This is a genomic window from Pseudomonas sp. FSL L8-0168, from assembly GCF_037976155.1.
Taxonomy (GTDB): domain Bacteria; phylum Pseudomonadota; class Gammaproteobacteria; order Pseudomonadales; family Pseudomonadaceae; genus Aquipseudomonas; species Aquipseudomonas paracarnis.
This window is the reverse complement of the sequence record NZ_CP150262.1, coordinates 4556060-4568404: the sequence shown is the minus strand read 5'-3', so window position 1 is coordinate 4568404 and position 12345 is coordinate 4556060. Positions and strand designations below refer to the sequence as shown.

Here is a 12345-nt window from a genome sequence, read left to right as displayed (position 1 = left end):
CGCAGAGCGTGGGAACGATCAGTAACAGCCCTGCATCATCACTTGCCGAGTTTGCGCAACTCGTCCGACTCCACCACCCGCACGCCATCCTGTTCTTCCAGCGCCAGGCGCCACATGGCGCGGGCCAGTTCGCAGACTTCAATACCGTGGTACTTGCCCGGGATAAGCCGTGACAGCGGGCCGGCCAACTGTTCGGCCAGGCGCGGTTCCAGTCGCTCACCCAGCAGCAGCGAGGGACGTACGATGGTCAACTGCGGCCAGTCTTGCGCTCGGAGCGCCAGTTCCATTTCCCCTTTGACCCGGTTGTAGAACACCGAGGATTTCGGGTCGGCGCCAATCGCACTGATCACGATCAGATGCCGCGCGCCCAGTTCCCGTGCGCGTTTGGCGAAGGCCACTACCATGTCCAGGTCGACCGCACGGAACGCCGCTTCCGAGCCGGCCTTTTTAATCGTGGTGCCCAGGCAGCAGAAGGCAATATCCACGCGGCCGCTCAGTTGCGGCAGGAACACCGCCGGGTCGCCTACCGGGTTTTCCAGGCGTGGATGTTCAGCCAATGGTTTGCGGCTGGGTGCCAGCACGCGGGTCACGGTAGGTTCGTTGAGCAGGCGGTCGAGCAGGTGTTCGCCAGTGAGGCCGGAGGCCCCGGCCAGCAAGATATGCTGCGGTGTCAGGTACATGGTGTTTCCCCCTTGTTACACGTTACAGCTTAGTTGCCTTTGGCTTCCTTGCTATTCATTGAGACGCTTTCGAGCGCCTTTCGTGCCTGCTGTTTACGTAATAATTGCCAATGGGCGATCACGCCCTTAGGCGCCCAGATCTGCGGTTCGGAGGCTTCGAAATTGTCCGCCTGCTCGCGTTCGGCCACGTGCAGTTGTGCCAGTTTGAAGGCGTGTTGCAAATCATCCGTTTGGTTGAAAGCCTGTGCGAAAAGCGCATCACCGAAGTAGGTGAAGTCTGCTTCTTCCGAGCAGCCGAACGACACGCGGTCCGCGCGGGAGGCGGTCATGATCAGGGTGCGCTCATCTTTGAGCGCCGGTATGAAGCCGCCGGAATAACATGCGGAGATCACGATGACCTTGTCGCGGTTTTTCAGCGGTGCGAGCACGGCGGCCAGCTCGTCGGCGGGCAGGTCGGCCAGTTCCATGCGCGGTTGGTCGAGCACCAGCTCATGCTCATGGGTGCCATGGCTGGTCAGGTAAATGAACACCAGGTCTTCCGGCCCGGTCCGTTCGGCCAGGGTTTGTACCGAGCGGCGCAGGCTTTCGCGGGTGGCCAGGGGGCGGTCGGCGATATGGTCGCGGTGGTTGACCAGGCGCACTTGCCCGCGCGCGCCGAAGCGGGTGGCGAGCAGGTTGCTGACGTAATCGGCTTCGCGCAGGAACACGCTTTGTTTGCCGTCACCGGCCAGCACCAGGGTGTACAGTTCCACCGCCGGGGTGGACGCGGGCACGGTCGCCAGGGCGTCATCAAGCAAGCGGCCTTGTGCCAGTATGCCGGTCTCCAGTGGGTCGGGCAGCAGCTTGCCCTCGGCGTCGCGTACGCGCAGGCCATTGACCCAGGTGCCGGACTGCACGGTGCCGTCGGTGAGGACCAGGGTGCCACGGCCTTGATAGTTGTCACTGTCAAAGCCACCGATATAGAAACTGCCATCGGTGAGGTTCAGACGCCCTTCGCCGGTAAAGCGCCAGTCACTGAACTGGCCGACGTAGTGGCTGCCATCAACCCCGATCAGTTCGCCTTTGCCGGTCAGCGCGCCCTCCTTGAACTGGCCGATCCATACATCGCCGTCGGCGTTCTCGTAGCGGCCTTTACCGTTGAGCTGGTTCTGCTTGAATTGGCCGACATAGATATCGCCCTCGGCGCTATTAAAGGTGCCATTGCCTTCCAGTTGGCCATCGACAAAGCGGCCGCTGAACTGGTTGCCGCTGTCGTCATTGCGCTGGCCTTCGCCATTGGGCTTGCCGTGGGCGAACTGGCCCTGATACTGGCTGCCGTCGGCCAGTTCCAGGCGGCCGAGGCCTGAATACTGGTCGTCTTGGAATTCGCCGCGATAGGTCATCTGCCCCTCTTTGAGGGTGCCTTCGCCGTTGCGTCGACCATTCTTGAAGCCGCCCACGTAGCTGCTGCCCGACGTGGTCAGGCTGCCCTGGCCATCAAACAGGCCCTGCTTGAATTCGCCTTTATAGACTTCGCCATTGCTGCCATGCCATTCGCCCTGGCCGTGCCACTGGCCTTTGTCGAACTGGCCGGCGTACCAACTGCCATTGGGGTAGTCCACACGGCCTTGGCCTTGCAGCAAACCGTTGACCACATCGCCACGGTAGCGTCCGCCATCGGGCAGGCGCGCATCGGGCGGCAACAGCGATTCGCCGTCTCCGCAAGCGGTGAGCAACAGGGCAAGGGCAAGGGGAGCGAGTGGGCGCATAGCGGGATCCGGATAATTGAGCGCCGAGTATGCCGTAGCCGGGGTGCCGAACCTAGTGGTCTATGCGCAGGATCTACCACCTGTAGGAGCGGGCTTGCCCGCGAAAAACTCACAGGCACCGCATTTATTCAGCAAGCTCGCTCCTACAGAGGAAGGTGTGGTGATTATACGAAGCAGAGTGACAGCGACTCGGCAATGTAGGCCGGCTTCTCCTGGCCTTCGATTTCCAGGGTGGCCGTCGCCTTGAACAGCCATTGGCCCGGCTTTTTCTCGGTGACGTCAGTGAGGGTGACGTTCAGGCGCACCTTGGAGTTCACCTTCACCGGCTGGATAAAGCGCACGCTGTCCAGGCCGTAGTTGACGGCCATTTTCAAGCCTTCGGGCATGATCAGGATGTCTTCCATCAACTTGGGCATCAGCGACAGCGACAGGAACCCATGGGCAATGGTGCTGCCGAACGGGGTTTGCGCCGCCTTGATCGGGTCGACGTGGATGAACTGATGATCGCCGGTGGCTTCCGCGAAGAGGTTGATACGCGCCTGGTCGATGATGAGCCATTCGGAACGTCCCAGTTCCTTGCCGACGTAATCTTTGAGCTGCGCTACGGGTACATAGGGCATTGCGTCTCTCCTTGGTTCATCACTTATGTGCCCGTTGATAAGGGGCGTTTTTTTTGGTTGCAGAGAACCACTGTAGATCATCACGGGCAATCAGCCCGGTCAACCCAACATGCTTTTGGCGAATGCCGGAGCATAGGGCGGGCGTGCTTATAATGCGCGCGGGATTTGAGGGGGAGAGAGCGGGATGCTGTTACGTGGCCTGACCTGGCTGGTGCTGTTTCAACTGATCGGCACCGCGATCAATCATTTGCTGGTGCCGGTGCTGCCTGGGCCCATCATCGGCTTGTTGCTGATGCTGGGCTTTCTGGTCTGGCGCGGTGAAGTCGGCGAGCCCCTGAGCCTGGCGGCCGGCAGCCTGTTGCGTTACCTGCCGCTGCTGCTGGTGCCGCCGGCCGTGGGGGTAATGGTGTACGCCAAGGACATTGTGGCGGATTTCTGGGCCATCGTCGGGGCGTTGGTGTTGTCGCTGGTGATCGCCATGGGCTTTGTCGGTGTGCTGATGCAGCAGATGGTCAAGCGCAAGGAGAAGGACCAATGATCCTCGACTGGCAGGGCGCCTGGACGGCGGTCATTCATCACCCGCTGTTCGGTATCGGTATCACCCTGGGCGCCTATCAGCTGGTGCTGGCGGGGTTCGAGAAAACCCGCTGGATCTTCCTGCAGCCGGTGCTGGTGTCGATGTTGCTGGTGATCGGCGTGCTGCTCACCTGCGGGCTGAGCTACGCCGAATACCGCGAGAGCACCGAGATCATGGGCATCCTGCTGGGGCCTGCGACCGTGGCCCTGGCGGTGCCGCTTTATCTGAACCTGCGACGGATTCGCCAATTGTTCTGGCCGATTTTTACTACGCTGGTGGTAGGCGGGGTATTGGCCACTGGTCTTTGTGTGGCGTTGGGGTGGTGGTTCGGGGCTGAGCACCGGGTGCTGATGACCATGGCGCCCAAGTCGGTGACCTCGCCGATTGCCATGCTGGTGGCCGAGCAGATCGGCGGCGTAGCGGCCTTGGCGGCGGTGTTTGTGTTGATCACTGGGGTGGTCGGCGCGATGATCGGCCCAGCGCTCTTGTCACGGCTGGGAGTGCGCAGCCCCGAAGCGCGCGGCATGGCTTTGGGCATGACCGCCCACGCCGTCGGCACTTCGGTGGCCCTGCAGGAAAGCGAAGAATGCGGCGCCTTCGCGGCGCTGGCCATGAGTTTGATGGGCGTGGCCACGGCGGTGTTCCTACCGTTGGCGGTGTCGGTCATTGTTTAACCCAGGTTTAAGGAAACCGTTATGAGTCTGGCGCTATTCCCCCTCAACACTGTGCTGTTCCCGGGCTGCATCCTCGACTTGCAGATATTTGAGGCGCGCTACCTGGACATGATCGGCCGTTGCATGAAAAAGGGCGAAGGCTTTGGTGTGGTGTGCATCCTGGATGGCTCAGAGGTGGGCGCGGCCCCTGACGGCTATGCGCTTGTCGGTTGTGAAGCGCTGATTCGTGACTTCAAGCAGCAGGATAACGGCCTGCTGGGCATTCGCGTCGAAGGTGGCCGTCGATTCCGCGTGTGTGAGGCCGACGTGCAGAAAGACCAATTGCTGGTGGCCCAAGTGCAATGGTTGCAAGAGTTGCCGGACCCGCCGCTGGGCGAAGAGGACGCCGACTTGCTGGCGTTGCTTGAGGCCCTGGCCGAGCACCCGATGGTGGCCTCGCTGGACATGGGCGGCCACGCCGAAGGCCAGCAAGCCCTGGGCAATCAATTGGCCTATCTGTTGCCGTTTACCGAAGCTGACAAGATCGACTTGCTGCAACTGGACGACCCACAGCAACGGCTGGATGCGATCCAGATGTTGCTCGATGAACTGCAGGGTGAGCTGTTCACCTGAGGTTCGGATTTGCCTGACAGCGCTTTCAGACTTTGCTCGGTCGTCTCCACGGTGTCGCCTGCACTATTTTCCGATCACACAACAATGATCGGAGAGAACCATGATTCGGCTGACACCCTCGGAACAAGTGGCGTGGGACGCTTATTTTGTCAGCGTGACCACGCAATTACTCCAGCAGCAAGCCACGCGGGGCGCGGAGTACATTGCCGAGCGCGCCGCCGAAGTGGCTGATGAGATGTTACTGGAGCGCCGCGAACGTTGCGTTGAACGGCGCAGCGCCTCCGTGGACTGGATCGGCCCGGCCAAGGGTCAGTAGGCGTACCTGAGCAGGGCGTGGGGCGTGCCGGTAAAGGCGATAAAACCGAGCACGGCCACCACGGCGGGCAGCACCAGCCACCAGGCTTTTTGCGACATGGCTGGCAATGGGCTGCGGTACTGGATGGCCGTCAGGCTGAACGCACACACGGTCATCGCCAGCAACGTGCCGGCCAGGATGTCCGTCGGCCAGTGGGCGCCCAGGTACACCCGTGACAAGGCAATGAACGCCGCCGGAATGCAGCCTAGCAGCATCCAGGTCAGGCGCAGCCGCGTGGGTTGACCGCGACCGGCCAATACCGCGAGCGCCAGGAAGAAGGCAAAAGCACCGGAGGCATGGCCGCTGGGCATGCTGAAGCTGGTCAGCGGGTCGGTGAGGATTTCCGGGCGGCCCCGGGCGAAAAACAGCTTGGTGCCGGTGTTGATCACTGCCGCGCCAGCGAGGGTGGCGCCGACAAACACCGCGTGGCGCCACTGCCGTGCCAACAGCAACAGGCCAGTGAACACCGCGCTGGCGAAGAACATCTTCTTGAACTCACCCAGTTGGGTGACCCGTACCATCACTTCGTCCAGCCACGGGCTGCGATGCTCTTGCACCAGGGCGCTCAGGCCCTGGTCGAAGTTGTTGAGATGGGGGTAGCCGATAAACAACGCGATCAACAACACCAGGCTGGCGCAACCGATCCACAAGGTGGCGCGCCGATGCCCGCGCCAACTGCTGTTCAAACTCAGCCCCAGCAGCACCGCCAGGCACGCCGCGATAATCGCCGCTTCCGGCCAGAAGCCTTCCGGCAACGGCAGGCGGAACGCGGCGCCGGCAGCCCAGCCCGGCAGCAGATAGGCCACGGTCCAACCCGCTGCGGCAATGATGCTCACAACGGCAAAGCGCGGGAAGGGCATGTCGCACATGCCGGCGACCATGGGCAGCATGGGACGCAATGGGCCGATGAAACGCCCGACCAACAGGCTGGCGATTCCGTACTTGTGGAAGTAGGTTTCTGCGCCGTTCATCCATTCAGGATGCTGGCGCAGGCCGGGCAGGCGCCGGATGTTCTGATGGAAATGGCGGCCCAGGTAATAGGAAACGCCGTCGCCCAATAAACCGCCGAGGAAGCCCAGCAGTAGGGTTTCACTCAAAGGCAGCGCACCGCTGCCAGCCAACGCGGCGATTGCGAACAGCAATACCGTGCCCGGCACGATCAACCCGGCAATCGCCAGGCACTCCACACACGCGACGATAAACACCGCGGCTGCCAGCCATTGTGGGTTGAGGGTCAACCAGCCGGTGATGCTATCGAGCCATTGGCCCATACAATCCACTCCATGCATACAAAACAGAATTTGAGGCGGTGAAATTCAACTGTGGGAGCTGGCTTGCCTGCGATGGCTGCGGCATGGCCAGCATTGAAGTTGCCTGGCCCACTGCTATCGCAGGCAAGCCAGCTCCCACATGGGATGTGTCGCGCGTTAAATCAAAAAATAATCCCGGCCTTCGACCTGCCCCCGACGCATCGGGTTCCGCGTGCAATAAGGCGCATAGCCAGCATCGACGAAGCGGTACATCAAGTGTTCATCGCGCCCACTGGGGATGCCCAGGCGTGTGGTCTGGATAATCTGCGTGGGCACCTGGCCCACGTCTTCGACATACAGCAGTTCCTGATCGAAGCGCTTGGCGTCCCACATCGGCACTTTCAGGCCCAGGGCCTTGCACAGCAGCGTCTGGCCCGCACAGAGTTTCTGCGAGGGGCGTGGGCTGCCATCGGGGTTGGGGTTGTTCAACAGCATCTGCGCCAGGCTCGCCGCGCCGGAAATGTCGTCGACCCAGGGATAGGCCGATTTGATCAAGTCGGGCGTATAATACCTGTAAGATCGGATCTTACAGGCGGCAGCACATGGCACGTTTAATCTCATACCTTCGAATGTCTACAACCGAGCAGTTGAAAGGGTTTTCGCTTGAACGTCAGCGAAAACTGATCGCTGATTTTGCCTCAAGAAATGGGCTTTCGCTCGATGAAAGTCATTCAATTGAAGACATAGGACGTTCGTCGTTCTCCGACGATGCGGAGCAAAGGCAGCTTGCTCGGTTCTTCACTGACCTAGAAGCCGGGAAATTTTCCCCCGGTGATGTGTTCGCACTGGAAAACATCGACCGGCTGACCCGTCGCGGCCCGTTTGATGCACTTATGAAGGTCAATACGATCCTGTCTAAAGGGTTGAAATTGGCGATCATTAGCGACAAAGAACAAAAAACCATTGATGACATAAATGACGTTTATACGATTATCAATTTATCCATTGATGCAAAACGTTCGCATGGCGAAAGTAAAAACAAAAGCAATAAAGGTCTGTCAAATTGGGAAGAAAAAAGACAGCTTGCCGCCAGTCATGGCGTAGCAATGACCGCACAGGCCCCGGCGTGGCTTGATACCGAAACCTTTTATATAATGGACGAAAGCAAAGGTATACAGGTTAAACGCCGCCGATACGTGCTAAATCCTGATAAAGCTGAAACCGTCCGGCTGATCTTCGAATTATTTCAAAATGGTAATGGTTCGCTGAAAATCAAAAACATCTTGAATGAGCGAAAAATCCCCACCTTCAAAGGTGCCGAATACTGGGAACCTTCGATCATTTCAAAAATATTGAGAAACCCGGCAACGCATGGCTTTTACCAACCTCAAAAGCAAGGGACAGGAAAACGCGACCTGATCCCCGCAGGCGAACCCATCCACGACTATTTTCCGGCGATTGTGAGCCTTGAAACCTTTGAGCAATGCCAACGCATCACCGCTGCAAATTCGACCCGTAAAGGTCGCAAGGGGAAGCTATTCACAAACCTATTCACCGGCCTTTTGAAATGTGTCGATTGTGGTGGCCCTGTTCATCTACTCAACCCCGGTATTGATAAAAGGGCAAAAGTTCCGAAGTCAATCAATTACATTGTTTGTAAAAAAGGTAAATTTACCCGTGAGTGTATCTTGAAGCGTTTGCGTTATGACGATTTTGAAGCTGTCATGTTGAACGCTATTCAAGAAATCAACCTTGCGGACGTTCTCAACGAAAACAATCCACTTGAACAGCTAATCAAGCAAATCCGAGCGATTGAAACCAAGATCGAGAAAAATCAAAAGCTTCTTGAAAATTTTCAAAAGTCATTTGTTGAAACGGGCGATCTTCCCGCTTTTATGATCGAAGCCGCTAAGAACGCAGAAACAGACAATAAAGCCCTAGAAATTGAACGCACTGAGCTACAAGCTCAGATCTCACAATTAAACGCCTATAACACTAACGTAGATAATGCCATTGAAGAACTTAAAGAAAATGGCACCTATGAAACCCGTGCAAAAATAAACCTTTTGCTACATGACATTATAAAAACCATCAATATTGATTTCGAGCTTTTAGATTATGCCATCATCTTTAAAAATGGCGTGAAGCGATTTATAAATGATGGAATTATTCAAAATGTATATATCGCCAAAAGCTTCAGCGAGCAATCATTTAGAGAATTTGAAGAAATCCTAAATCATAAGCCGCCCGAAAAAATCTAACCATCAAACGTATTCAAGAGGCTGTCATTTATTTGATGGCCTTTTTTTATGAAGTCTAAAAATCAAACGGTAAAAGAGAACATAAAAGGTCTGATCATCAAACGTATTATGTCGGACACTTTTAAAAATTGTCGGACACTTTTTTGTCATACAGATATGTCGGACACTATTGAAAACATTAAAATATATGATACAACATTTATATGAGTTCGATAAAAGATAGGCAAGCAATGGAAACGTCCGACATTTAACTTCGTTAAATTGTCGGTCATAAAAAACACTTCGTGCTTTTTTATTCCGTTTCCTACTTGAAATTTCGCACTTCGTTTGAAATTTAGAAGCAAAAGCAAGACCCCTGTAATGCTTCGACATTACAGAAAAAACAAACCCTAACGATGAGGACTAAGATGGATGAATACAATTATTATTATGACAGTGAAGCATTCGATAACAGAGAAGAAAACAATGATGGCGACTATTATAACGACGGTGAAAATGACGTAAGAACGTGCCTAAGCTGTCAAGAGTTCAAAGCAAACAAGCATAGCCACGCATATCTAAAAGCTGGCCTTTGCTGGGATTGTTACGAACAAGGCGGCGAAGGATTTGAAAATTAAGAATTATGAGTAAGCACGAACAACAGGCCCCGGCCTTTGTTCACCAAATTAAAATCAACCCCGATCAGGAGAAACATGGCACAAGATAAAGTATCAATAAGAATTTCAAAAGAAGACATGCAAAAATTCAACGAACTCGCTTCTAGCCTTTCAATGACTAAAACAGCAGTTATCAAGAAAATCGTTAATGACGGTTTTGCTCAAACAGTCGAAATAACAAACCCTACACTTTTAGAGAATTTCGAAAAAATCCTGACGGTTCTCGAAAACATTGAAAAACAAATAAAGCCGTTAGGTGATAACGTAAACCAAATCGCTAGAAAAATAAACTCTAACGAAAAATTTACTGATCAAGACAGGAGAATTCTCGCCAACGATTTAAAGATTTTAGAACAAGTATCATCACGCTTTGAAACTCTTTCTGATTTGATTTCTACAAAAAGTAAAAAAGCAGTAATCAAAAAGAGAGGTTCAAAATGATAAGAAAAATAAATAGCAAGTTGTCCGATAGTGCTGGCATCAGTGGCACTATGAATTACGCATTAGAAAAAGCCGAATTAGTAGACGGTAGCGAAGCCAAATTCGATGGCACCAGTATCAAGGACTATAACAAGCTAGGCGTTAAGAAATTCAATCAAATCAATAATAAATTTGAACCTAAAACCGGAAGAAAACAAGAAGTTCTTGCCATTCATGAGGTGATCAGCTTTTCACCAAAAGACAACATAACAAATGAACAAGCATTAGAAATTGCTATGTCAGTCTGGAAAGTAGCCCTTGATTTAGACAATAGAAAATATCGTGTAGCTGTTCACGATAAAGACGACAACGGAAAAACCCACGTCCATTTGATCTGGAATAAGCGAGATAACAAAGGTAAACCCTATGAGCAGAAAAACGATTACGAGCTATTCGAAAAGCTTTGTCATCAGGCTGAATTGAAACACGGCCTTGAAGAAGTGAAAAACAGAAAATACCTAAAGCCCGGAATGCCTACAAATCCCCAACCATCAAACGAATACAGGCTTGAAAACCGTGGGATAAAGTCCGAGAAGACGAAATTTAAAGAAGCTGTAAACGCTTCGACTGATAAGGCTATGACCGCTGGCGAGTTCCTTGAATTTCTTGATAACGATGGTTACACGTTGATCACCAACGGCAACAACGCCTATTCACTTGAAAAAGACGGCGTGACCTTCAAGGCTTCGGAAGTGGGAGCGTCCTACAAGCTCTTAAAAGCCCGTTTTGGCGACGATCCCCAATTCTCCGACACGCTTGCACGTCTTGGAGTAAAAACGGCTCCTGTGCGTGATTATGGAAGCATCGGCGGCGATTTTCATGATGAGCAATCAAGCATCACAGAAAAAAGGATCAAGAAATCTAATCGTGTCCTAGATACCCGCTTCGATACCCCTGATGGTCATGATTTTTTTTACAAAGGGACGAATAAGAAAGCTTTTGAATACAGCAACGGCAAAGCTACTTTCAACACTAACAGCCGAATGGCGATTAAAGCGGGTTTTCAAAAGCTCACTGAGAAGGGCAAACCCCAAGCCCTGCACCTTGATGGCAATGACGATTTTAAGCGTAACGCATGGCTCGAATTTCACATGATGCAACTGGATCAAAAAGGTTACTCGCTCAAAGGTTTCACACCAACCGCAAACGATAAAGCAGAGCTTGAAAAATTAAAGCTTGAAAATCCGGCCTTTAAGAAGCCTACACAAGAAAACAATATCACAGGCTCATCAACAGATTTCACATCAAAAAATGATACTGTTTCTAGTGCCAAAGGGAGTGCGAAAGAAGTCGCATCAACAACGATGGATGCAGCGGTCGGTTTGCTCGATGGTTTAGTTAAAGCTGCTGTTGATGTGTTAACTTCGAAAGACACCGTTGGCCTTCAAAGTGAAATGCTTTCAGAAATGCGAGTGCTTGCAGCACAAGCAGAAAGTAAAAAACAAAATGCTGAAAGTGAGCATCATCAAAATAAAAGAAGTCGACTTCAAAAACCTAGCCCACATTAAAAAAACGCCTTAATGGCGTTTTCTTTTTCGTATTTTAATTAAGCTGAGCATTCACCGAAATAACCAAAAGACGATACACCATCAACCCCCTTCGATCTCATCATATCCCAAAGCTCAGCATTCGCTTTCAAATAATTCGAATTACATTCAGCATCAAAAACAGATTTCGGCACAATGAAATCAACAACACATTTGAAATTTTCTTCTTTTGAAACTTTCAAAAGCTGGCCGGAGAATGGTGCAAAATCTCCATTTTTAATTTCACACGATGGATCGGTTGCTGAGTTGTTATTTTCGTTTGGGTCTACGCCAACGTTATCGTAATACTGTTTGAAACTCACCGCTTCTTTGTCCATTGGAATTTTTATTACATAAGCAGCTTGAACCGACATTGAAGCAAATAATGCGATTGTTAATAGTGAAAGCTTGATCATTGTGATACCCCGTTATTATTGTTTGTTTTGTTTTCTCTCCTTTGTGCTTCACTCTTCAAACTTAGCAATGCGTAAATGCCAAGGCCCTGAATGGCGATCAATAAGAAAAATTGAATGTCGTAGAAATTTGCGGCTACTGCAAAATAAATCGAAGTAAAAATTGCGGCTACTGCTATACCTAAAACTAAAATTACTATTTGCGATGTTTTCATTCCATTAAAATATGTTGTTAATATTATTATATATAATAATATTAAAAAATCAAATACGAACAAAAAGCCCTGTTTTGGGCTTCTTTATTTCAAATCAATTTCAAGTAAAGCAGCTCGTATTGAAGTGCCCGAATTCGATACAAGCGGCTTTTAATTTCAGCTTTCTTTTCTTCTATTGAAATCATTTCGTCTTTTTTAAATGCTTCAATTTCATTATTCATTTGTGCAATCCTTATACTGAAATGTTCAAGCATTGCTTGGCAATTTTCTTCGTTCAT

At 52.1% G+C, this 12345-nt stretch carries 15 protein-coding genes and 1 pseudogene; 8 read left to right on the top strand and 8 right to left on the bottom strand.

From position 1 onward, the window contains the following. Positions 1-38 precede the first annotated feature (38 nt). The 3 genes from MHH62_RS20940 to MHH62_RS20930 form a co-directional block, all read right to left on the bottom strand. The gene (locus MHH62_RS20940; protein WP_014720096.1) at positions 39-680 is read right to left on the bottom strand and encodes an oxidoreductase; all 642 of its coding nucleotides are present in this window, start codon (positions 678-680) and stop codon (positions 39-41) included. A gap of 29 nt (positions 681-709) precedes the next feature. After that, a complete protein-coding gene (locus tag MHH62_RS20935; protein WP_019818759.1) occupies positions 710-2428 on the bottom strand; it encodes a C13 family peptidase in 1719 nt (572 codons plus the stop codon). A 164-nt stretch (positions 2429-2592) separates the two neighbouring features. After that, positions 2593-3048: a MaoC family dehydratase gene (locus MHH62_RS20930; protein WP_019818757.1), complete on the bottom strand. Its 456-nt coding sequence runs from the start codon at positions 3046-3048 to the stop codon at positions 2593-2595. Between the two features lie 184 nt (positions 3049-3232). On the opposite strand from MHH62_RS20930, the gene MHH62_RS20925 reads away from it, so the two are divergent. The 4 genes from MHH62_RS20925 (at position 3233) to MHH62_RS20910 (ending at position 5227) form a co-directional block, all read left to right on the top strand. Next, a complete protein-coding gene (locus MHH62_RS20925) occupies positions 3233-3586 on the top strand; it encodes a CidA/LrgA family protein (RefSeq protein ID WP_003194494.1) in 354 nt (117 codons plus the stop codon). Further along, positions 3583-4299, top strand: coding sequence for an LrgB family protein (locus tag MHH62_RS20920; protein ID WP_014720092.1), 717 nt, complete (start codon positions 3583-3585; stop codon positions 4297-4299). The genes MHH62_RS20925 and MHH62_RS20920 overlap by 4 nt, the downstream gene beginning before the upstream one ends. Positions 4300-4320: 21 nt before the next feature. Then, a complete protein-coding gene (locus tag MHH62_RS20915; RefSeq protein ID WP_275968277.1) occupies positions 4321-4911 on the top strand; it encodes an LON peptidase substrate-binding domain-containing protein in 591 nt (196 codons plus the stop codon). Positions 4912-5011: 100 nt separating this feature from the next. Beyond that, a complete protein-coding gene (locus MHH62_RS20910; RefSeq protein WP_019818751.1) occupies positions 5012-5227 on the top strand; it encodes a hypothetical protein in 216 nt (71 codons plus the stop codon). Here the strand turns inward: MHH62_RS20910 and MHH62_RS20905 are convergent. Further along, complete coding sequence (locus tag MHH62_RS20905; RefSeq protein WP_103451869.1) at positions 5221-6537, bottom strand: bifunctional DedA family/phosphatase PAP2 family protein; 1317 nt, start codon at positions 6535-6537, stop codon at positions 5221-5223. The two genes, MHH62_RS20910 and MHH62_RS20905, sit on opposite strands and share 7 nt — an antisense overlap. A gap of 156 nt (positions 6538-6693) precedes the next feature. After that, positions 6694-7071, bottom strand: a pseudogene (locus MHH62_RS20900) (DNA-3-methyladenine glycosylase); the annotation flags it as partial. Positions 7072-7118: 47 nt separating this feature from the next. On the opposite strand from MHH62_RS20900, the gene MHH62_RS20895 reads away from it, so the two are divergent. The 4 genes from MHH62_RS20895 (at position 7119) to MHH62_RS20880 (ending at position 11421) form a co-directional block, all read left to right on the top strand. Next, on the top strand, positions 7119-8777 hold the full coding sequence (locus MHH62_RS20895) for a recombinase family protein (protein WP_339231815.1): 1659 nt from the start codon (positions 7119-7121) through the stop codon (positions 8775-8777). Positions 8778-9184: 407 nt separating this feature from the next. Then, complete coding sequence (locus MHH62_RS20890) at positions 9185-9394, top strand: hypothetical protein (RefSeq protein ID WP_169877369.1); 210 nt, start codon at positions 9185-9187, stop codon at positions 9392-9394. Positions 9395-9469: 75 nt separating this feature from the next. Beyond that, positions 9470-9874, top strand: a complete 405-nt coding sequence (locus MHH62_RS20885; protein ID WP_339231813.1) for a hypothetical protein — start codon at positions 9470-9472, stop codon at positions 9872-9874. A gap of 50 nt (positions 9875-9924) precedes the next feature. Continuing rightward, a complete protein-coding gene (locus MHH62_RS20880) occupies positions 9925-11421 on the top strand; it encodes a relaxase (RefSeq protein ID WP_339231812.1) in 1497 nt (498 codons plus the stop codon). A gap of 38 nt (positions 11422-11459) precedes the next feature. On the opposite strand, the gene MHH62_RS20875 is transcribed toward MHH62_RS20880, so the two are convergent. The 3 genes from MHH62_RS20875 to MHH62_RS20865 all read right to left on the bottom strand — a co-directional run bounded on the left by MHH62_RS20875 (position 11460) and on the right by MHH62_RS20865 (position 12345). Beyond that, positions 11460-11855, bottom strand: a complete 396-nt coding sequence (locus tag MHH62_RS20875; protein WP_339231810.1) for a hypothetical protein — start codon at positions 11853-11855, stop codon at positions 11460-11462. Beyond that, entirely contained in the window at positions 11852-12067 is a 216-nt protein-coding gene (locus MHH62_RS20870; RefSeq protein WP_339231809.1) for a hypothetical protein, read from the bottom strand. The genes MHH62_RS20875 and MHH62_RS20870 overlap by 4 nt, the downstream gene beginning before the upstream one ends. An 89-nt stretch (positions 12068-12156) precedes the next feature. After that, positions 12157-12345, bottom strand: coding sequence for a hypothetical protein (locus tag MHH62_RS20865; RefSeq protein WP_339231808.1), 189 nt, complete (start codon positions 12343-12345; stop codon positions 12157-12159).

What these genes read in the sequence shown, in the direction of transcription:
- MHH62_RS20930 (WP_019818757.1), bottom strand. Translation starts at nt 3,048, where the DNA reads ATGCCCTATGTACCCGTAGCGCAGCTCAAAGATTACGTCGGCAAGGAA.
- MHH62_RS20910 (WP_019818751.1), top strand. Translation starts at nt 5,012, where the DNA reads ATGATTCGGCTGACACCCTCGGAACAAGTGGCGTGGGACGCTTATTTT.
- MHH62_RS20870 (WP_339231809.1), bottom strand. Translation starts at nt 12,067, where the DNA reads ATGAAAACATCGCAAATAGTAATTTTAGTTTTAGGTATAGCAGTAGCC.
- MHH62_RS20920 (WP_014720092.1), top strand. Translation starts at nt 3,583, where the DNA reads ATGATCCTCGACTGGCAGGGCGCCTGGACGGCGGTCATTCATCACCCG.
- MHH62_RS20895 (WP_339231815.1), top strand. Translation starts at nt 7,119, where the DNA reads ATGGCACGTTTAATCTCATACCTTCGAATGTCTACAACCGAGCAGTTG.
- MHH62_RS20905 (WP_103451869.1), bottom strand. Translation starts at nt 6,537, where the DNA reads ATGGGCCAATGGCTCGATAGCATCACCGGCTGGTTGACCCTCAACCCA.
- MHH62_RS20880 (WP_339231812.1), top strand. Translation starts at nt 9,925, where the DNA reads ATGAATTACGCATTAGAAAAAGCCGAATTAGTAGACGGTAGCGAAGCC.
- MHH62_RS20940 (WP_014720096.1), bottom strand. Translation starts at nt 680, where the DNA reads ATGTACCTGACACCGCAGCATATCTTGCTGGCCGGGGCCTCCGGCCTC.
- MHH62_RS20925 (WP_003194494.1), top strand. Translation starts at nt 3,233, where the DNA reads ATGCTGTTACGTGGCCTGACCTGGCTGGTGCTGTTTCAACTGATCGGC.
- MHH62_RS20885 (WP_339231813.1), top strand. Translation starts at nt 9,470, where the DNA reads ATGGCACAAGATAAAGTATCAATAAGAATTTCAAAAGAAGACATGCAA.
- MHH62_RS20935 (WP_019818759.1), bottom strand. Translation starts at nt 2,428, where the DNA reads ATGCGCCCACTCGCTCCCCTTGCCCTTGCCCTGTTGCTCACCGCTTGC.
- MHH62_RS20875 (WP_339231810.1), bottom strand. Translation starts at nt 11,855, where the DNA reads ATGATCAAGCTTTCACTATTAACAATCGCATTATTTGCTTCAATGTCG.
- MHH62_RS20865 (WP_339231808.1), bottom strand. Translation starts at nt 12,345, where the DNA reads ATGAACGAAGAAAATTGCCAAGCAATGCTTGAACATTTCAGTATAAGG.
- MHH62_RS20915 (WP_275968277.1), top strand. Translation starts at nt 4,321, where the DNA reads ATGAGTCTGGCGCTATTCCCCCTCAACACTGTGCTGTTCCCGGGCTGC.
- MHH62_RS20890 (WP_169877369.1), top strand. Translation starts at nt 9,185, where the DNA reads ATGGATGAATACAATTATTATTATGACAGTGAAGCATTCGATAACAGA.